The organism is Acidovorax sp. BoFeN1, from assembly GCF_003345135.1.
Classification (GTDB): Bacteria; Pseudomonadota; Gammaproteobacteria; order Burkholderiales; family Burkholderiaceae_C; genus Acidovorax; species Acidovorax defluvii.
Window position 1 is genome coordinate 1 of record NZ_QOZT01000029.1, and the last position, 17,979, is coordinate 17,979.

General features: G+C 61.7%; 17 protein-coding genes, 1 tRNA gene and 1 pseudogene. 8 read left to right on the forward strand and 11 right to left on the reverse strand.

Translation table 11 applies throughout. The features are described 5' to 3' along the window. Positions 1 to 138 precede the first annotated feature (138 nt). Together DTW89_RS08740 and DTW89_RS08745 are read left to right on the forward strand one after the other, a co-directional pair. Positions 139 to 1,893 (forward strand): TonB-dependent receptor, encoded by a 1,755-nt coding sequence (locus DTW89_RS08740; RefSeq protein WP_269089842.1) that lies wholly within the window; start codon positions 139 to 141, stop codon positions 1,891 to 1,893. Between the two features lie 3 nt (positions 1,894 to 1,896). Continuing rightward, positions 1,897 to 2,970, forward strand: a complete 1,074-nt coding sequence (locus DTW89_RS08745) for a PepSY-associated TM helix domain-containing protein (RefSeq protein ID WP_114655662.1) — start codon at positions 1,897 to 1,899, stop codon at positions 2,968 to 2,970. A 54-nt stretch (positions 2,971 to 3,024) separates the two neighbouring features. On the opposite strand, the gene nrtS is transcribed toward DTW89_RS08745, so the two are convergent. The 6 genes from nrtS to DTW89_RS08775 all read right to left on the reverse strand — a co-directional run bounded on the left by nrtS (position 3,025) and on the right by DTW89_RS08775 (position 8,189). Further along, on the reverse strand, positions 3,025 to 3,282 hold the full coding sequence (gene nrtS / locus DTW89_RS08750; RefSeq protein ID WP_114655663.1) for a nitrate/nitrite transporter NrtS: 258 nt from the start codon (positions 3,280 to 3,282) through the stop codon (positions 3,025 to 3,027). 459 nt (positions 3,283 to 3,741) lie between these two features. After that, positions 3,742 to 4,176 carry a hypothetical protein gene (locus DTW89_RS08755; RefSeq protein ID WP_147277641.1) on the reverse strand — a complete coding sequence of 145 codons (435 nt, stop codon included), beginning with the start codon at positions 4,174 to 4,176 and terminating at the stop codon, positions 3,742 to 3,744. A gap of 225 nt (positions 4,177 to 4,401) precedes the next feature. After that, positions 4,402 to 5,007, reverse strand: coding sequence for a cyclin-dependent kinase inhibitor 3 family protein (locus tag DTW89_RS08760; RefSeq protein ID WP_114655665.1), 606 nt, complete (start codon positions 5,005 to 5,007; stop codon positions 4,402 to 4,404). Then, complete coding sequence (locus DTW89_RS08765) at positions 5,004 to 5,876, reverse strand: hypothetical protein (RefSeq protein ID WP_114655666.1); 873 nt, start codon at positions 5,874 to 5,876, stop codon at positions 5,004 to 5,006. The genes DTW89_RS08760 and DTW89_RS08765 overlap by 4 nt, the downstream gene beginning before the upstream one ends. 207 nt (positions 5,877 to 6,083) lie before the next feature. Next, entirely contained in the window at positions 6,084 to 6,536 is a 453-nt protein-coding gene (locus DTW89_RS08770; RefSeq protein ID WP_114655667.1) for a hypothetical protein, read from the reverse strand. A gap of 381 nt (positions 6,537 to 6,917) precedes the next feature. Beyond that, positions 6,918 to 8,189 carry a Shedu immune nuclease family protein gene (locus DTW89_RS08775; RefSeq protein ID WP_114655668.1) on the reverse strand — a complete coding sequence of 424 codons (1,272 nt, stop codon included), beginning with the start codon at positions 8,187 to 8,189 and terminating at the stop codon, positions 6,918 to 6,920. A gap of 481 nt (positions 8,190 to 8,670) precedes the next feature. Here DTW89_RS08775 and DTW89_RS08780 point away from each other — a divergent pair, with 481 nt between their 5' ends. Further along, on the forward strand, positions 8,671 to 10,272 hold the full coding sequence (locus DTW89_RS08780; protein ID WP_114655669.1) for an ATP-dependent nuclease: 1,602 nt from the start codon (positions 8,671 to 8,673) through the stop codon (positions 10,270 to 10,272). After that, positions 10,265 to 11,359, forward strand: coding sequence for a UvrD-helicase domain-containing protein (locus DTW89_RS08785; protein ID WP_114655670.1), 1,095 nt, complete (start codon positions 10,265 to 10,267; stop codon positions 11,357 to 11,359). Before DTW89_RS08780 ends, DTW89_RS08785 begins: the two co-directional genes overlap by 8 nt. Positions 11,360 to 11,792: 433 nt before the next feature. Here the strand turns inward: DTW89_RS08785 and DTW89_RS08790 are convergent. Then, positions 11,793 to 11,868: transfer RNA gene (locus DTW89_RS08790), tRNA-Arg, on the reverse strand. A 363-nt stretch (positions 11,869 to 12,231) separates the two neighbouring features. Between DTW89_RS08790 and DTW89_RS08795 the strand changes: the two are divergent. Continuing rightward, positions 12,232 to 13,044 (forward strand): annotated as a pseudogene (locus DTW89_RS08795) (c-type cytochrome). Positions 13,045 to 13,144: 100 nt separating this feature from the next. On the opposite strand, the gene DTW89_RS08805 reads toward DTW89_RS08795, so the two are convergent. From DTW89_RS08805 to DTW89_RS08815, 3 genes are all read right to left on the reverse strand, one after another. Beyond that, positions 13,145 to 13,675 (reverse strand): DUF2946 family protein, encoded by a 531-nt coding sequence (locus DTW89_RS08805; protein ID WP_114655673.1) that lies wholly within the window; start codon positions 13,673 to 13,675, stop codon positions 13,145 to 13,147. Then, a complete protein-coding gene (locus tag DTW89_RS08810) occupies positions 13,668 to 14,687 on the reverse strand; it encodes a YheT family hydrolase (protein WP_114655689.1) in 1,020 nt (339 codons plus the stop codon). Before DTW89_RS08810 ends, DTW89_RS08805 begins: the two co-directional genes overlap by 8 nt. Positions 14,688 to 14,752: 65 nt before the next feature. Then, positions 14,753 to 15,202 (reverse strand): YybH family protein, encoded by a 450-nt coding sequence (locus DTW89_RS08815; protein ID WP_114655674.1) that lies wholly within the window; start codon positions 15,200 to 15,202, stop codon positions 14,753 to 14,755. A gap of 160 nt (positions 15,203 to 15,362) precedes the next feature. Here DTW89_RS08815 and DTW89_RS08820 point away from each other — a divergent pair, with 160 nt between their 5' ends. From DTW89_RS08820 to DTW89_RS08830, 3 genes are read left to right on the forward strand one after another with little or no spacing between them, the layout of a single operon-like run. Next, positions 15,363 to 15,956: a LemA family protein gene (locus DTW89_RS08820; protein WP_114655675.1), complete on the forward strand. Its 594-nt coding sequence runs from the start codon at positions 15,363 to 15,365 to the stop codon at positions 15,954 to 15,956. A gap of 13 nt (positions 15,957 to 15,969) precedes the next feature. Beyond that, positions 15,970 to 16,872 (forward strand): TPM domain-containing protein, encoded by a 903-nt coding sequence (locus tag DTW89_RS08825; protein ID WP_114655676.1) that lies wholly within the window; start codon positions 15,970 to 15,972, stop codon positions 16,870 to 16,872. Positions 16,873 to 16,874: 2 nt separating this feature from the next. Further along, positions 16,875 to 17,399, forward strand: a complete 525-nt coding sequence (locus tag DTW89_RS08830; protein ID WP_114655677.1) for a TPM domain-containing protein — start codon at positions 16,875 to 16,877, stop codon at positions 17,397 to 17,399. 120 nt (positions 17,400 to 17,519) lie between these two features. Here DTW89_RS08830 and DTW89_RS08835 read toward each other — a convergent pair whose 3' ends face one another. Continuing rightward, positions 17,520 to 17,936 carry a F0F1 ATP synthase subunit epsilon gene (locus DTW89_RS08835; RefSeq protein WP_024813799.1) on the reverse strand — a complete coding sequence of 139 codons (417 nt, stop codon included), beginning with the start codon at positions 17,934 to 17,936 and terminating at the stop codon, positions 17,520 to 17,522. Between the last annotated feature and the right edge of the window lie 43 nt (positions 17,937 to 17,979).

Consider the following 17,979-nt stretch of genomic DNA (forward strand, 5'->3'; position numbering starts at 1 on the left):
ACGCCACGAATCGCAGATTTGAAAGTGAACAGGAAAGTCAATGAAATCAACGATCTACCAACACCACCTCCGCGCCAGTGCTAGCTTTTCGTACCGTCACTTATTGCACTGAAAACGAGGAGACCCCTCCGCGGTCTGCTGGTGGACAACCAGCGCAACTACCGGCTCAACGGATCGCTGCCCATCGTCAACCTGATCGACACACCGCTGGAGAACAAGGAGCGCGTGGAGGTGCTCAAGGGCGCGGCATCGCTGTACTACGGCCTCGTGCCACCGTCGGGCATCGTCAACCTGGTGACCAAGCGCCCGGCCGCGCAGCCGCTGACCACCGTCACCACGTCGATCAACGAGCACGGCGCGGTCGGTGCCCACCTGGACCTGAGCCGCCGCTACGGCGAGGGCAACGACAAAGGCATCCGCCTGAACGTGGCGGCCGGCACGCAGGAGGTGGGCGTTTCCTCGTTCGAAGGCAACCGCGGTCTGTTCTCGCTGGCACACGACTGGCGCATCAGCCGCGATGCCACCCTCAAGCTCGACGTGGAGCACTACCGCAAGAACGTGAGCGAGCCCGCCACCATCGTCTTCAATGCCGCCCAAGGCGTGCCCGACCCGGTGGACAACCGCCTCAACCACGCCGGTGAATGGCAGCGCTACGACGCCGAGGCCACCAACGTGCTGCTGCGCTCGGACATCAACCTGAACGACACCTGGGCGCTCACGCTGGAAGCCGGCCATGCCGAGACGACCCGCGATCGCAACTTCTCCACGCTGGCGATCAACGACCTGGCCACGGGCGCGTCCAGCCTGAGCGTGTTCTACCAACGCAACCAGCGCTTCGCCAACACCAACGCGCGGGCAGAAGTGGTGGGCGCCCTGCAGACCGGCGCGGTCGCTCACGAACTGACGTTCGGCCTGACCTCCAACGCCCGTCGCTTCCGTGGCGAAGGCGCACCCACGGTCAGCGGCATCGCACAGAACTACTACAACCCCCGCGTGATCGACCCCGTGGCGGCGGGCACCTGGACGCCCGCCGCGCGCAGCCGCGTGAGCGACCGCGGCCTGTATGTGTTCGACCGCATGCGCCTGGGAGACCAGTGGCAGGTGCTGGCAGGCGTGCGACGCGGCGACTACAGCAGCCAGACGGGCACCGGCCCCACCTTCAAGTACGACGAGACTTCGCCCAACGTGTCGGTGATCTACAAGCCCACCAGCGATGTCTCCATCTACGGCAGCTACATCGAGGCGCTGGACGAGGGTGGGACCGCCCGCTTCGGACGCGCGAACGTGGGCGAGGTGTTGCCACCGGCCGTGAACAAGCAGCGCGAACTGGGCATCAAGACCCGCCTGGCGGGCGGCATGCAGGCACAGGCCGCGCTGTTCGACATCAGCCGCCCGCTGGTGACGGTGGACGGCAGCAACCGCGACGTGCTGGGCGGCGAGAGCACCTACCGGGGTCTGGAGGTGTCGATCGGGGGCGAGATCAGCCGCCAGTGGTCGCTGCTGGCGTCGGCTGTCTTTCTCGATGCCGAGATCACCAGCGTGAGCGCCTTCAACGCCACCGAGCTGGGCAAGACGCCCGAGAACACCGCGCGCAGCACCTTCAGCCTCTTTGGCGAGTACCGCGTCGCCTCGGTGCCGGGCTGGTCGCTCAATGGCGGGGTGTACTTCGTGGGCAAGCGGGCCGTGAACAACCTCAACCAGGGCTACGTACCCGCTTACACCACCGTTTCACTGGGTACGCGCTACGCGACCAAATGGGGCAGCACGCCCGTCACGCTGCAGGCCAACCTGGACAACGCCACCGATCGCGACTACTGGGTGGGCACCGGCGGCAACTACCTGTCGGCCGGGCTGCCGCGCACGCTGCGCGTGGCTGCCACCTTCGCGTTCTGACCGATGGCTGCGGCACGTCTGCGGCGCCTGTGGCTCAAGCTCCACCGATGGGTGGGCTTGAGCCTGGGCATGCTGCTGCTCATCTCGGCCACGACCGGCACCCTGCTGATCGTGGGGGAGCCGATCGACGAGGCCCTGCGCCCCGATCTGCACCGCGCCCAGCAAGCCGGCGACGGCAGGCTCGACCCGGTACTGGCCCGACTGCGCGCCGAATTCGGTGACGACGCGGGCTTCACCTTCCGCCCGCCGCGCGAGCCTGACGAGACGCTGCACGTCTTCGTCTCAGGCCCGTGGACCGGAACGCTCTTCATCGATCCCTCCACCGGCACCGAGAGGGGCCGCCTAGGCCAGACCGAAGGCTTCTTCAACACCGTTTTCGCGTTGCACAGCACGCTGCTGGCCCACGAGGCCGGCCGCGCCGCCCTGGCGCTGAGTGCGCTGGCGTACCTTCTGTTGCTGGCCACCGGGCTGGTGCTGTGGTGGCCCAAGTGGTGGCGCCACGCACTGACGGTGAAGACCGGTTCCGGGCTGACGCGGTCACTCTTCGACCTGCACCGGGTGGCCGGTGCGCTCACGGGCATCGTCGTGCTGGTGAGCATCGTGACCGGGGCCTACATGGCGTGGCGACCGATCTCGGCAGGGGTGTCGGCGGTGGCGGGCAGCACGCCCGTGAAGCCCCCGGTGATCACCGAACCCGTGGACCAGGCGCTGGCCACGGTCGATGCCGCCATGGCCGTGGCACGCCAGCGGGTGCCCGACAGCATGGTGGGTTATGTGCAGGTGCCTGCCCGAGGCACCCGACCCCTGCGCATCCGCTACCGGGTTCCAGACGACCCGCACCCAAACGGCCTGACGTCGGTGTGGATGCATCCCGGCACCTTGCAGGTGCTGGCGGTCAACCGCTGGAACGAGCTCGACACGGGAACCCGGGCCTATTCATGGATCTACCCGCTGCACATCGGTGAGCTGGGTGGCCGGGCCACGTGGCTGCTGACCCTGCTGTCGGGCCTCGCGCTCGCGTGGATGGGCGTCAGTGGAACTTGGTTGTGGTGGCGCCGGCGTTGTGCAAGAGGATGAACGCGATCGCCACCTACAAGAATCTGAGAGCGCCCGCCCCAAACAGCGCGGGACTCAAACCGTTGTCTTGTCGTGGCCAGGGGTCACTTCGGCCCTTGGCCCCACACCAACTTCGTTTTTTGCCGCGCTGTAGCTGGCTACGAGGTACGGCATCAAATAGTTCAGCATCACGTGGATCCAAGAAGGTGCTTGTCCGTCCATCAATGGCCCCCCCTGATTGATCAGGTTGACCAACGTGCCCACCACTGCCGACACGCGAAGCGCATTCACCACAATGTGTTTTTCTGATGCGGCTTTGACGATGCGTTTCATGTGGGAATCGTGTGGATGGTGAGGAAAGAAAGTCGTGCTGCAGGAGCGAAGCTCACCTCGATTTTCCAACATCAAACGTCCCACAGATCGTCTACCAAACCACGGCGGCGTTGTCGCGTGTGCTTTCTCGTACCCGGGCAGATGCCTGAGTTTGACGTCTCACCCGAACTCCTGACTCTTCAAAAATAGGGCGACGGTTGCTTTCCGGCAGGCCCGAGAGGACGCATGGAGAAGCAATGAACAGGTCAAGCTTTTCTGAGGACCAGATCGCGCACTCACTGCCATTGGCTGAATTAAGCGCACCGGTAGCGCTTCACCCAAGGTCTTCAGCCTGGTGAGCAAAAGCATCGACCCGATAACAGTACCGTCATCCGCGCGATGCGAATATTGATCTGTCTATTTAGACCGCACTCCGATCGGCGATCTCCTGCCCTGTCGGTTTCAGTTGTCCCGAGCGGTTTACCTGGACCCTGTCACACGGATCAGCGCTCCCGAGCGCGCGTCGAAGATCCCCACGTCGATCACGATACCCGGGCGCCGATCGTCGTACACCGATACCTCGATTTCCTGGCGACTGGGGCCCGGCGAGAACACCCATCCACCGGGCTCGATGCGCCCGGGCGACTGACCGCATTTGTACGGAGGAGGTTGCTGGCCCGGGGGACGGTTGGGGTACCAGACACGGCATTCACCGGGAGGCGGTAGATGTCCATTGGGAATCCGCGTCTGACCTTGCCGATGGAAGTACGAATTGCCAGCTCGGTCGCCTCGCTGTGAGCGCTCCTCGTACCGCTGCTTGCCCTTGCCTGACTCGTCTTTGCCCTCGTCGGCGTGCGCTTGCGCGCCCAGCAGCATCAGGCATGCCAATGTCGTCAACGCGGTTCGTTTTTTCACATGGGTCTCCTTGAAACAGTGCGGTCACTTATATCGCGCCAGATGGATCGAAGATGTGGCGGGCATGTAAAGCCGCGCGCGGTCTTTGCGCTTCCATCTGACTCCATCGAAGACCGTCACCCTGGGCATTGATTGTGTGGAAGCTCAACACCCTAGATGCTTTCACAAACTGTCCAGAGCACGAAGCGCTGAGGCTGATGTACTGGCCTCGAAACCCTTGCGCTATCAAATCCGCGGTGAGCGATACCCCGCGATGTAGACCTCCTGCCCCCTGGTCTCGACCGCGCCGGGTCGCGCCCTGCGCACCAGCGCCATGGCCTCCTGCCATCCCAGCCCCTGGTCCATCAAGAGCAAGCAAGCCACCGTGCCTGCCCTGCCCAGTCCGCCTCGGCAGTGCACGAGGATGCCCTCCCCCTGCCGCAGCGCACCGGCGAATTCGGAGCGCTTTTGCTCCCAGACAAGGTCAAAGCTGGCCTCTGGCGCTTGGCCATCCGAGATCGGCAAGTGACTCCACGCCATCCCGCGGGCCGTGATCGAAGTGCCCAGTTCAGGCACCCCCAGCATGTCGAACTCGAACTTCTCCAGCAACGTGATCACCCGCTTTGCTCCCCACGCGGCAATCTTGTCCAGATCAGCCTGCAGGTCCCGGTCCCAATCGGGGCCGGTGAAACTCTTGCCCTTCTTACCCGGGCAGAAGGTGAGACCGATGCGCCCCGAAGTCTTCGAGCTGTGCCGTGCATCTTGAGCCGCCGCCGCCATGGGCACCACCACCTCGTTGATGTACAGCGGATGTGTTTCGCTGGTTCGCACCTGTGTCGCTCCCTTGATCATCGTTCGCCCTGCCCGTCCACCTTGCGCTTGATACGCCGATCCTCGCCCACCGTCCTCGCACAGACCTGGAGCGTCTGGTCGCAAACGAGATGCCGGCCGTTGCTGAGCGCAAGCAGCGTAAGCGGCACGCCCTTGTCGACCATCAGCGCCTTGGCCAACGGGTAGACCCCCTGGTCGGTCTCCAGCACCCAGGGGTAGGCGCCCGAGTCCGAGGTGTGGGCACTCACCAGATGCCCGATCGGTTCGCGCCGCGTGATCTCGTACGGCAGGAAGATCTTGAAGGCGTCGTAGGCAAGGAAGAGAACCACGGCGACAATGACCGCGAAGCCCCAACGGCTGGCGGTGGACTTCCGGCTATTCCGATTCGGTGTCGATCGTTCGTCTGCCTCATACCCTCCGCTCTGCGCACCTTGTTCGCGTTCGTCGGCGTCTGAGGGGAGCGTCTGGCCCCTCCAGGCAAGCATCCAGGCCTCGAAGGCTTCGATCACTTCCCGATCGCTCATCCGCACCGCGTCGGCCAGTCCGCCAGTTGGTCCGTCAGGCGGGCCAATCGCGATGTAGTCACCAACCGTCGCACTAATCAGTGTGGCAGGCACGGGTGCAAACCAACCGGGATCGACCCAGCAGATGTCCCCCCATTGGGGGAAGTGTTTGTCGATCAGGCCTTCCGGACGTTCATTCGGATCCAAAGCCTGCAGGGCGGCGATCACGGGCGTGACTGTCTGGTGCTCGTTGCCCACCCAGACGTTCAGGCGCTGGGGGAGCTCGATCCGGATCGCTCCGTTGTCCAGGCTGTGGACGATGGCCTGGTACTGGGCTTGGAGGCTGTCGGCGGCGACAGGGGGATGGGTAAGCGTGGGTTCGGTCATGGGGTTTTCCTGCTGATGGCCTTGCGGCCTTCTTCTGGTTTGCGTCTTCGCTCTTCCAAAATCTCACGAAATCGCACCACGTCAAGGCCACTCAACGAGGGGTTTTGCCGGCGTTGTCGCCGGGGAATCCCTCCGAGGGCTGCTTGAGCGCGGCCGCGACGCCGCTACCCAGCAGCTCCGCGTGGAATCCGGTTGATCAGCGACCGATCAGGGCCGCAGGTACTTCACCGACAGGGAGCGCTCCTGGGCGGTGACGGGCCACAGGTTGTGCAGCGGCATCACCGCCAGGGCCACGACAGCGCTCAGGCGCGCCACCTGGTCCTCACTCGCATGAAACGGCGCCCGGTTCAGGTTGAGGACGGCGCTCAGGGTGTCGGCCACGGGCATGTTGCGCCGGGCAAGCTGGCGCAGCGCATCGCGTAGGAGTTCGGCGCGCAGCACGTTCGCATCATTGGGGCGTTGCGGGCTGAGACCAGCCACCGCCGACTCATCGGCCCCCTCTTCCATCCCGACCGAAGGCAGCAGCAAGGTGAAGCGCGAGATGGGGGCCATGAAGGCGGCCACGAATGCCAGGTCCTGCTCACCCGGCAGCAGCAAGGGACTGAGGTATGCACGGGCGGCCCCATCGATTGCCGCCTTCCAGGGCGTGAGCAGCTCCATCTGGCTTGCATGCAGGCGAGGCTGCAGGTATTCAAGGCACTCGCACGCCTAGCTCCCGGGTGAGGTCTAACCCTTCCATCGAGAGGACGCTTTCCGGCCTACGGCCTCCAAGCGCCCCCCAATGTCAAACGTCTAATCTTTTTTCTGCGGCAGAGAGGTGTCCGCTTCTGGCCGAAACGGGCAGTTCAGGCCCATACGTCGGATGTCTCAGATCACTGCAGAACAGACCTACGGCGTGACGGCTTGAGGCTGGTTGCGGTCGGTTGTGCCAGGCTCTGCCAGCAACTGCTGACCTCAACACCGGTCATCCGGGTAGGCGAGGACCAGCGTTGAATGTTCGTGTAGCACCTATTGGCGCGTGCGCGTCGTGTCGAAGCTGCACTATTCGGCCGTCGGAGACGCTGGTGCCACGCTGAGAGCCGGTCCGCTGCGTAACTGATCGAGCACCGCTTGAACCCGCGCCAATAGGTCGTCGTAGGTGACGATGTCGACGACACCTTTGGAATCGCGACGCAGCACTTCGAATTCGCGCCGTTGCACATCCGACAGCGTGTTGCTGCGCCCCATGATCACAATGCCGGAGGGGTTGACGATCCGAATCCTAAAGCCCACAGGCAGGTCGGCTCGCAACAGCTGGGTCAAGTAGTCCTCGCCATCCGGCCCCCAACGGCTAAGATGCCTCAGGTAATGAGTGACCTGCCCCATGGCACCGACTAGGTCGCGCATCGGTAGATGGTGATCGCGATAGCGCACCGGCAACATGATGGGCTTGCCCATCGGCTTCTTGATCTCGATGACGTCGACGTTGCCTGATGCATCGACCAAGAGGATGTCGATGCGCCGCCAAGTGGAGGCGTCGGCGTCCCAGAGCCTGACCTCGGTGAAAGCCTTGATGTACCTGGGGTTTAGTAGCAGGATGATCTCTACTATCTCCAATTGCCACTGCGCCTCGGAGGTTCCTGTCTCGTTGGCCAACATGGCCTGCAGCCGTTCCAGAGCGAAGGCGTATTTGGCGACGTCGAATTGGCGAAAGGGGGCCTCAAAGTTTGGCGCGATCGCCACGGTGCGCCTGTCGACATAGGTATTTAGCAGCGCTTCCGCGTCGATTGCCGGCTCGGTGTACTGGCGAACCACAGTTGCGACACGCGCCTGGACATAGCGGCGAAGTTCGTACGGCGTCGGGAACTGGTTCAGCAACCGCTCGTACTCGGGGATCGGAATGGCGTCCGGATCCGGGCCACCGATGACGATGCGCTCAAGGCCGAGGCTTTGAACGATGTTGAGGATGGACACCTTGCGTTCGGCGCTGAACCATTTCCAGTTGGGCCGCGCGTCCTGATGCAACAGGACCGGTGTCTCAAAACCAAGGACCTGGGGCTTGAATCGGAAGTACACGCCGTCTGCTGTCGCGATGGCAAACACCAATCGATCGTCGTCAATCCACAGGACGCCATCGTCATCGCCGGCAGCATTGGCTTTTTCTTCCGCAGCGTCTTCCACAAGGTCCTTCGACGTCAGGTGGAACGTGCCCTTCACAAGCAGCTCTTCGTCCCGTTCGAACCTTTCTCGAACCCAACTTGTGTCGTCGCGCGGGCGGTAGATGAGATAGAGCTCTTTGTCGGAGACTTCGAATTCAACGGCAGGTTTGGTCATGTTCAATTCTGGAAGAGGCGATTTTCATCGTGGCCAACGACGTCGATGTCGTCGCAGTCAGCAGGGAGTGCTGCCTGTCAACGGTGGATGCGTTCAACGGTGTCCGGTTGGTCCTTGCGACGCCTCAGCACTAATCTTAAAAACAAAGCTTGGTTGCATGCACTTCACTCACTGAGGCAGCAGGAAGTCTGCAACTTAGCCGACTGATCAAGTCTTCTCAGGCGCGTTGGCGGTGGCTGCGACTTCCTAGCCGCCTGCCATGAGGTCCTCGAAAGGCGGGGCCTCCCCCCCAATAGTTGGTCTTCTAGCATGCTGGCGTAATTTGAGGCAAGCGTCTCGCCTTTGGCTCCCTCGGTGCGTGCGGAAGGTTGCGGTGACGCTCTCCTTGCTCTTGCCGTCGTGTTCCCAGCTAGCCTAACGCTGACGAACGGCGTGCAGCACAATCCCAAGACGCAACAAATTCGAGTGCAAGGGAGGTTCCGTGATTAAGAAGATTCGAATCCGCGGGTATCGCATCCATCGCGATTTGACGATCTACCCAAATCCAAAGCTGAACCTCATCGTCGGGGGCAACGAGTCTGGCAAGTCCACGCTCATAGAGGCCATCGTGCTGGCCCTCACCGGGCGAATAAACGGGCGAAGCGCCGCCGAGGAACTCAATCCGTACTGGTTCAACGCGGCCGATGTTACCGACTTCATCGTCAAGCGAGCGGCCAGCGAACTGACGCGGCTGCCAGAAATTGACATCGAGATCTTCCTGGACAACGTCCCGGAACTTCAGGAGCTCTGCGGGGCCCACAATTCCAACCTGCCCACCGAGGCATGTCCGGGCGTGCGTATCCGCTGCTTGCCCAATCCCGACTATCTGGCGGAACTCCAGGCTTGGGCGACTGCGCCAACGCCGCTCCTTCCTGTCGAATACTACTGCGTCGAATGGTCGACCTTCGCGGACGTGAGACTGACCATGAGGCCGCGGGCGCTAACGACCGCAGTGATCGACGCGCGCACGGTGCGCAGCTCTGGCGGCGTTGACTATCACCTGCGGCAGATTCTGGGCAGCCAGCTCGAACCGCAGGAGCGGGCCAGCATCTCCCTTCAGTACCGTCAGGCCAAGGCGGCGCTGTCGGAATCGGCCTTCAAGACGGTGAACCAGCGCATCGGGCAGCTTCACGCGGCACTGCATGCCCAGCCCATCGCGCTTGCGATGGACCAGACGGCGCGGACCTCCTGGGAGGAGTCAGTGGCTCCCCATGTGGCGGGCGTCCCGTTCACGATGTCCGGGCAAGGACAACAGTCAGCGATCAAGATCGCGCTGGCCATGAACCGGCATGCGGGTCATGCCAAGTACGTCACCATCGAAGAGCCTGAAAACCATCTGAGCCACACGAGCCTAGCGACGCTGCTGGACAGGATGGGCGCCTTGGCCAGCGATGACCAGCAGCTCTTCATCACGACTCACAGTTCAAGCGTCCTCAACCGGCTCGGCATTGAAGCCCTGCAGTTCCTCGGCCCAGCCGCCCCCGTCAAGCTCGACGAGTTGAGTACCGGGACCGTGGGTTATTTCAAGAAGCTGCCGGGATTCGACACGCTGCGGCTCGTACTGGCCGACAAGATTGTTCTGGTCGAAGGTCCGTCGGACGAGATCATTTTCGAGCGGGTGTTCGTGGACCTCTTCGGCAAGCGTCCAATGGCATGCGGCATCGACGTCGTGAGCATGAGGGGGTTGTCGCTGGCTCGCGGCCTGGAACTATGCCATCGCCTGGGCAAGAAGGTTGCGGCGACGCGTGACAACGACGGCATCGACCCGACCGAGCTCCGAAGGCCGTTAGCCCCGTGGCTGGCCGCCGGCCAGCGGGAGGTGTTCATCGGTGAAGTCGCCCATGGTCACACGTTGGAGCCACAGATGATCCATCACTGCGGCGAGGCGCAGTTGCGCACTATCCTCGGGATTGCAGACACGGCGAACCTCGAAACCTGGATGACCCGTCAGAAAACGGAAGCCGCGCTGCGCATCGCGAGCTCCTCAGAGGCCGTCACGGCGCCTGCCTACATGCTGCAGGCTGCAAAGTTCATCCATGGCTAAGCGGGTCACGCTGGCGGTAGCTGGGTCACGCAAGACCCAGGGTATCGTCGAGCACTGCGCAGGCCTACCGACTGCGCGGCGAGTCCTTGCGTTGACCTACACACAGAAGAATCAACAGGAACTACAGGACCGCCTAGCCCGGCACGCTGGCGACCACCTGAACATCGAGGTGCTCGGCTGGTTCACGTTTCTCCTGCGGCATTTCGCTAAGCCCTTTCTCCCCTTCATGTTCCCCGGCGAGAAGGTGCGGGGCTTCAACTTCGAAGGCATGCCGTACCGCATGTCCAAGGGCAAGGCGCGCTTCCTCGACAAGGGAGGTGCCGTCTACCGGTCAGAGCTCGGCCGCCTTGCTTTCGAGCTGATCACTGCCAGCAAAGGCGCGCTCATCCGCAGGTTGGAGGGTATCTACGACGAGATCCTGATCGACGAGGTGCAGGACTTGAGTGCCTACGACTGGGAAATCCTTGATGCGCTGCTGAGTTCCAACATCGCAATATGGATGGTTGGCGATATCCGCCAGGCCGTTCTCGCGACAAATGGGCGCAGTTCCAAGAACAAGAAGTACGCCTACGCGGATGCAATCAACTGGTTCAGAACCCGCGAGAAAAAGGGCCTCGTCGCGATCAGCGAAAGCACCGTCACCTGGCGATGCCACCCTCAGATCGCGGCGTTCTCGGACCTGATCTTCGACGCGTCGTGGGGCTTCCCGGGCACCGTCTCGAAGAACGAGACGGTAACAGGCCATGACGGCGTGTTCTTGATCCGTGGCGAGCACGTCGCGGCCTACGTGTCCGCCTACAGCCCGCAGAGCCTGCGCCACTCCGCCGCTTCCGCGAAACAACTGGACCTTGCCTTCATGAACTTTAAGGTGGCCAAGGGGGCTACTTTTGCGCGTGTACTGATCGCGCCAACATCCCCGATCACCGATTTCATCCGAAGCGGTGCCAGCATGGAGCCACTAGCAGCATCCAGCTTCTACGTCTCGGTGACGCGGGCCGAGCAAAGCGTTGCCATCGTGCTAGACGATCCGGGCGATTCGAAACTTCCGTACTGGACGCCGCCTGTGAGTACTGGACACCGCCGGTGATGGCCGGCCACGGCCGCAAGCCTGACACCCGCGCGTACTGGCGGTCGCTGTGATCAAAGACAGCTTTTTGGCAACCAGCGGGAATTCGTCCGCTGGCGGCCACCGGCAGCAACCGCTGCTGAACAGTCATTTGATTGCTTATCCCCCAAGTGGGAAGGTTTAGCAGTCAACGGAGCATCCATCAAGAGATGACGGCAAGCTGAAGAACTTTCGATGGGCCACGGGCCCAATGGTCAAAAATCTCTTGAAGCTTCATCTCTGCGCTATGGCAGGGCCACGCATGGGCCACAGGCGGGCCATGAACACAGACGTCAGAAAACTGTGACCCTGAGCCTCAAGGCCTTATTGGCTGCTGAGAGCGGTCAACTCTGAGACTTGAACCAAAATTTGACTGTATCGTGAGCCATGGAAAACTCACGTAAGTCCTTGATTTTGGTGCGGCTGGCGGGGATCGAACCCACGACCCTCGGCTTCGGAGGCCGATACTCTATCCACTGAGCTACAGCCGCAACTCTTAAAAGACCAATACTCAAAATTCCGCTGACAGCCCGGATGACTATAGCCTTCGGAGGCCAATACTCTATCCACTGAGCTACAGCCGCACTTTGTGCTTTGAACCAACCCGTAGATTATTGCATGAGCAAGCCCTGCGAACGCCGAGATCGCCACGATGGATTGCCTGCTGTTCACCCCACACGCAGACCACTTACGTATGCACCTCACTTTCGCGCGGCATCGCACAGACGTCTGCGATGCGTCAGCGACGAACACCTCGTCAGTGCTGGCGCCAGCCTGCTTCCGTGTCGCATCCGGGTCATCACACCTATAATTAAAAATTGATCACATCAAGCCCCGACATAACTGAGGACGTCATGAGCGACAACAACCATCACGAAGAAGCACATACCGGCCCAATCAAAAACCCCAAGCAGTTGCTGGTTGCGGTGATTCTTTCGTTTGTGGTACCGATCTTCGCAATCATCGGCTTGGTGTTGTATGTGACCGCTGACAACAAACCCGCCGCAGGCTCTGCGAATCCCGAAAAAGCGATCGCCGAGCGCATCCAGAAGATCGGCATGGTGGAGATTCGCGATGCAAACCGCCCCTTGCGCGGTGGCGAAGAAGTTTACAAAGGGCAATGCGCGGCTTGCCACGCCACGGGGGCTGCAGGCGCACCCAAGCTCGGAGACGCCGCCGAATGGGGCCCGCGCATCAAGACCGGATTCGACACGCTGGTTCAGTCTGCGCTCAAGGGCAAAAATGCCATGGCGCCGCAAGGTGGCGGCGAGTTCAATGACACTGAGATTGCACGTGCGGTCGCTTACATGGCGAATGCCGGTGGCGCCAAGTTCGCAGAACCCGCTGCTGCTGGCGCGCCCTCTGCAGACGCTTCGCCGGCCAGTACTGCTGCGCCTGTAGCGGCGGCCGCTCCTGCATCGGCAGGTTCGGCCAATGGCGAAGCTTTGTACAAGTAGGCTTGTCAGGTGTGCCATGGTGCCGGCATAGCTGGCGCGCCCAAGTTTGGCGACAAGACTGCCTGGGCTCCGCGCTTGGCCGCAGGCATTGATGCGGTGTATGCCAGCGCTGTTCAGGGCAAGGGTGGTATGCCTGCCCGTGGTGGCGCACAAGCTTCGGATGAAGATTTGCGTGCGGCAGTGGAGTACATGGCCGAGGCGGCCAAATAGGCACAGCACCGCACAATCACGTAACTTGTTTCCGAGCCGACCCGAGTGGTCGGCTTTTTTCTGCCTGGTGTGTGTTGAAAGACCGACAGTACTGAACGATTCAGCGCGACATGCTGTGCGCCTTGGGGCTCAAGACGTAGCCGAATTGTCGAGGTAGCTCGGCGCTGCGCACAGCTTGCGGCGACCAGATCCCTTTTACAACGGCATCCGCGACAGCTTCCATATCCAGCGTGTGGACCAGTCCCACACCGATTGCGGAGCTGAGATAGACACGGCCGCACTCATCCTCAAGGCAGCCCAGTGCGGCAGCTTTGACCCCTGTGTGTGCCACCAGCGAAAAATCTGGTTCGATGCGCCACACCCATGGCGTGTACTCCAACTCTACGTACACCCGTTGTGGGCCGTTCTGAAAGAACCACTGCCCCTCTACGTCTGCCTCATAATTGCGCTGGATGAATTCAATGAGTTTTTCGTGCTGCAGGAGGGAACCCTTACTGTGAGGGAACGGACCTGCCGCCTGAGCAGCGTCGTCACGCAGGTACCACCGCCCACGCGCATCCAAGCCTAGCCATCCGTAGCAATCGGGCACATTGGGCCACTTGACGAGGGCCTGCTTGACGATGTCATCCATGCGCGCATTGTGCCCCGCCCGGAGCAATTGCGTGGGCGGCAGCTTGCTGCGACAGCCATCCCACCACGATTTCCGGCATGGCCCGCACATGACCAGGAACCCGACCCTGCACAAACCCCACATGCCCGCCATGCATCGGTTGCCACAGCCGCACAGAGGATCCCACTTCGTCGGCTGCAGGCAGGCTGGATGCGGGAACAAAGGGATCATTGCGGGCATTGACCACCAGGGCAGGTATGTGAAGGTTGCGCAGCAACGGTTTTGCTGATGCGCGGCGCCAGTAATCTTCTGTGTCTCTGAACCCGTGCAGGGGCGCTGTGAATACGTTGTCAAACGCATACAGATCACGCGCCTTCAACAAGGTATCGCGATCAAACAGGCCCGGATGCTGCTCAAGTTTCTTCAGTGCTTTGGGCATGAGTGTGCGCATGAACATGCGTGTGTAGACCTGCCGATTGAAGCCCTGACCGATCGCCCTCCCCCCAGCCGCCAGATCCAGCGGCGAGCACACCGCAGCCACGGCATCCACGCTACGGCCGGCCTGCGCCCCGGCCTCGGCCGCCCACCGCAACAGGGCGTTACCCCCTAGAGAGACACCCACCGCCATCAATGGCCCGCGATGGGCGCGGCGCAAGCGTTCAAGCATCCAGCCCATCTCTTCATGGTCGCCAGAATGGTAGGCGCGGGGTGCCCGATTGATCTCGCCGCTGCAGCCACGAAAATGCGGCAATGCACAGGCCCAGCCTCGCTCCCGGGCCACATCGGCAAAAGCCTCACCGTAGTGGCTGCGCGATGATCCTTCAAGGCCATGAAAAACCACCAGCAACGGACGCAAAAACTCCGTCGGAGCGCCGTCCTGCAGATAGTCCACATCCACAAAATCTGCGTCTGGCGTGGTCCACCGCTCGCGCCGATATGGCAACGGTGGCCCCTTCACCCGCCGCGAAAACAGTGCCGGCCATATTGTTTGCAACTGCCCCCCGGGCAACCATCGCGGTGCCACGTAGTTCAGTGTGCACTGCGAGCTTTCAGCGGGCCTGACAGGCATCATTTTTCCATCCTCGATCTGCGCACATGTCAATGCAACACGGGTCGCCCAGCGCTCCGATCCTGGGCATCTTGTGCGCCCCCCGGACTGGCGTGGTGGGACACCATGCGCCACCCTTTGGGTGCATTGTGATGGACATTGGTCGCCAGGATGAGCGCATGGTGCACTCCATCCGGTAGCGTTATTTCCAGTTGTTCGACCACACCGTGCACGGCACTGGCCAGTGCAAGCACCCTGTGCACCTGCAAAGGTGTGGCTCGCACCACATCGTGGCTGAAAATGGACTCGAAGGCGGCACGCATGGCACCGGTGCCCAAGAGGCACGGACCATCCGGATGCACGCACACAACTTCCTCGTCCTGCGCCCAGCAGGACATCAGCTGTTCGATGTCACCGTGTTGCTGCGCTTCGTAAAACGCCGCCTCGATGTCTTCGGCAGATCCGCCCAGTACTGCTGCTCTGGGGCGTGCGCGGGTCATGGGATGGTGAGAATGTCGCGGAACTGGTATTGTGCTTGGCCCTGTCCAGTGCGGGTGCTGGGACTGCCTTGGGACCAAACCTGCCTTGCGGCAAAATTCAACGGTACCTTGCCACTTCCGGTATTCCCCATTTCATTTTTCCATACACAGGCCCGCCAACATGAAACGTCTTCTTGCCCTTTTCACGGCTGCTCTGTTGCTTACAGGCTGCGGCTACAACGATTTTCAGCGCCTGGACGAACAATCCAAGGCCGCTTGGAGTGAGGTACTCAATCAATACCAGCGCCGCGCCGATCTGGTGCCCAACATTGTTGCCACCGTCAAAGGCGAAGCCAGTTTCGAGCAGGACACGCTGACCAAGGTGATCGAGGCCCGCGCCAAAGCCACCTCTATCCAGGTGACGCCGGAAACGCTCAGCGACCCCACCGCATTTGCCAGGTTCCAGGCGGCGCAGGGGGAGTTGTCGGGAGCGCTGTCGCGGCTGATGGTGGTGGCAGAGCGCTATCCCACCCTGCAGGCAAATCAAGGCTTCCGGGACCTCCGTGTGACGCTGGAAGGCACCGAGAACCGCATCACCGTGGCACGCAACCGTTACATCCAGACGGTGCAGAAATACAACGTGCTGGCGCGCAGCTTTCCCACCAATCTGACCGCCATGGCGTTCAGCTACGCTCCGAAGCCAAGTTTCAGCGTGCAAAACGAAGCCCAGATCACCGCACCACCCGCTGTCGATTTTTCGGCATCGAAGCCTTGATTCTTGCTCATATATGCCTTTAGCGCTTATCCACATTGCGCTAGCAGCTATATTATTAATAGCAACCGGATGGGGTAGCGTTTATGCGCAAACACCGCAACCGGTTCCTGCGCTGACAGCACGCGTGCTGGATCAAACCGGCACGCTCAGTTCCGGCCAGCTTCTGTCTCTGGAGCAGCAGCTCGCAGCACTTGAACAATCCGGTGGCTCCCAGGTAGTGGTGCTGATGGTGGCCACCACGGCACCCGAAGACATTGCCAGCTACGCCAACCGCGTTGCGAACACCTGGAAGATCGGCCGCCGAACCGTGGGTGATGGTGTGCTGCTGCTGGTCGCAAAAGATGACCGCAAGATGCGCATGGAGGTGGCCAAGGCGCTGGAAGGCGCTATTCCGGACATTGCCGCGGCCCGCATCATTGACACGGCCATGAAGCCGCGCTTTCGTGAAGGCGATTTCGCCGGGGGCCTGCAGGCGGCTATTACCCAGATATCTGCCCGCATTGCCGAAGAAGCCTTGCCAGAGCCGCAAGCAAATGCTCGCCCGTCGGGGAGAGACGATGCTATAGATTGGGGTGAGTGGGCCATTTTCCTGTTTCTGGGAGTCACGGTGGTCGGCCCGTTGGTGCGCTCCATTTTCGGTAAAGGCCTGGGTTCGGTGCTGACAGGGTCCGTCGCTGCGGTGCTGGCCTACGTGGCAACCACCAGCGCCCTGCTGGCAGGGCTGGCAGGCTTGGCCGCATTGGTCTACATGCTGCTCAGTGCATCGTCACGCACCCTGTCCAGTCGCGGACGTGGTGGCGGATGGGGTGGCGGCACCGGAGGTGGGGGCTGGGGCAGCGGATCCTCAGGCGGCGGTGGATTCAGTTCTGGTGGCGGCGGCGATTTTGGAGGCGGTGGCGCCTCGGGAGACTGGTGAACATGTCAGGGCTTTTTCCCGTCTTTGGGGTAGTTGACCGTCTCTTGCGGCACCGCTGGAACGACCAACTCGTGCGCCGCGTGCTCCCCGACGTCGCCTTCCAGCGGCTGACCACCCGCATTGCCGCCAGCGAACAACAGCACACCGGACAGATACGCCTGTGTGCGGAAGGTGGTCTCCCGTGGAGCTACCTGCTGCGCAATGCGCCCGCGCGCGAGCGCGCCCTCATGATGTTCAGCAAGCTGCGCGTGTGGGACACAGAGCACAACAACGGTGTGCTTATCTATGTTCTGCTTGCAGAGCATTCCATCGATATCGTCGCCGACCGGGGAATCCACGCACACGTCGGCGCCGCTGAGTGGCAAAAGATGGTTGCCCGCATGTCGCAGGCCTTCCGAGCGGGGCAATTTGAAGAGGGCATGGGTTTGGCAGTGGACGAAGTCACAGCTTTGTTGTGCCGCCATTTCCCGGCGTCATCGGACGCAGCCCGATCCAACGAATTGCCCGACGAACCCCACATCCCTTGAACCATATGTGCCCAGGCCCACCGACCAGCCTGTCTCATCAACCGCTGTGTCTGTGTGCTGGCTCCATGAAAAAACCCGGCAAAGCCGGGTTTCTGGGACGCGATCAGCCGGGGGACTGACTTACCTCTTTTGGCGGTATTTGCGCAATGCAGCAATCTGCGCTGCCATGACAGCCAGTTCTGATTGCGCCTTGGCCAGGTCGATTTCGCTTTTGGCGTTTTTCAGGGCCTCTTCTGCGGCAGCCTTGGCAGCATTGGCCTTTTCGTCATCCAGATCCTTGCCACGGATGGCGGTGTCGGACAACACGGTCACGCAGTCGGGCTGAACTTCCAGAATGCCCCCGGCCACGAAAACAAACTCTTCGCTGCCATCGGCCATTTCAATGCGCACCGAGCCGGGCTTGATACGCGTAATCAGCGGAGTGTGGCGTGGGTACACACCCAGTTCGCCCGCTTCACCGGGCAGCGCAATAAAGCGCGCTTCACCGGAGAAGATGGACTCTTCGGCACTGACCACATCAACGTGGATGGTGTTCATCATTGCTCCTGGGAAAAGATGGTTTGCTAGATTGCTGAAGGCC